A 1304-nucleotide genomic window follows, 5' to 3' on the forward strand; every position below is an offset into this window, starting at 1 on the left:
AAAGTCTCTGTACTTTTTGCTCTAAATCTCCATAAGGTATTTCTGACCCCAGTTCATGACTGCGGGATTTGAGGATGATTAGTCCCCGCCATGATCCGCTGATGTTGTATTGTTTCAGATATAAGTAAACTTCTGCAAAATAGCGCCCATAAAAACCCTTATCTGGTTGCATTTGGGCTTCTAGAAATACTATGGGTAGGTTGAGGTCATCCCCTATGGGAGTTAATACCCCATCGTGGCGAAATTCCTGTTCTTTGATCACAGGGGCGCAGTATTCAAACTCACAGTCTGGGGGAATTCCCGGTATAAGTTCGGCAAGGATACCTGGTTGAGTTAGGAATATACGGTAAAATAGCTTATCTGTTTTCATTTTCTTTGAGAGATGCGATCGCACCACCACTAGTATTAGTATAGGTAGGCGATCGCACCCTAACTAGTATATTTAATTAATATTCCTATTTTTCCTGATGTGTACCATTTAACCAGGCTTCTAGGTCAGCAATGGTAGTAAAGTCTAGGAGGGCTTCCCCTAGGGACTCCAGTTGATTCAGGTCTAAGGAACGGATTTGAGCTTCTTGGTTGGGGGACAATACCCCACAGCGACGGTTCAACAGACGGATAATTAGCTGGGCTTCACCCTCCTGTCTACCTTCGGCTTTACCCTCCTTAGCTCCTAGTTGAAACACATCCCGATAGAATCTTGTCTGGGTAATATCTGCTGTTTTCAGGTCTAACATCTTCAATATTTCCTCTGGACTGATTTGGGGGAATTTGCTTACTAGTATAGCCTCGATCAGGTCTAGTCTTTGTGTGAATTGTGTTTTGTTCTCTACGTTTTGCAGTAGTTTTTGGGCTGCTTCACCTACCCGGTTTTGAGGGAGAACAATTAACTGTAATATTCCCAGGTTAGGACTTAGGTCTGTCTCTAATAGCAAGTCTTCCAGGTAAAGTCTCTGTACTTTTTGCTCTAAATCTCCATAAGGTATTTCTGACCCCAGTTCATGACTGCGGGATTTGAGGATGATTAGTCCCCGCCATGATCCGCTGATGTTGTATTGTTTCAGATATAAGTAAACTTCTGCAAAATAGCGCCCATAAAAACCTTTATCTGGTTGCATTTGGGCTTCCAGAAATACTATGGGTAGGTTGATGTCTTCCCCTATGGGAGTTAATACCCCATCGTGGCGAAATTCCTGTTCTTTAATCACAGGGGCGCAGTATTCAAACTCACAGTCTGGGGGAATTCCCGGTATCAGTTCGGCAAGGATACCTGGTTGAGTTAGGAATATACGGTAAAATAGCTT

Annotated in this window: 2 protein-coding genes; both read right to left on the reverse strand. The window is 43.3% G+C overall.

Going from position 1 to position 1304, the window contains the following annotated elements; translation table 11 throughout:
* The coding region (locus NSP_RS16455) for a DUF2887 domain-containing protein (protein WP_017804244.1) at window positions 1-370 on the reverse strand (370 nt) is incomplete at its 3' end.
* A gap of 85 nt (window positions 371-455) precedes the next feature.
* On the reverse strand, window positions 456-1304 hold an 849-nt coding region (locus NSP_RS16460), incomplete at its 5' end, for a DUF2887 domain-containing protein (RefSeq protein ID WP_017804245.1).

It is taken from the genome of Nodularia spumigena CCY9414 (assembly GCF_000340565.2).
GTDB lineage: Bacteria > Cyanobacteriota > Cyanobacteriia > Cyanobacteriales > Nostocaceae > Nodularia > Nodularia spumigena.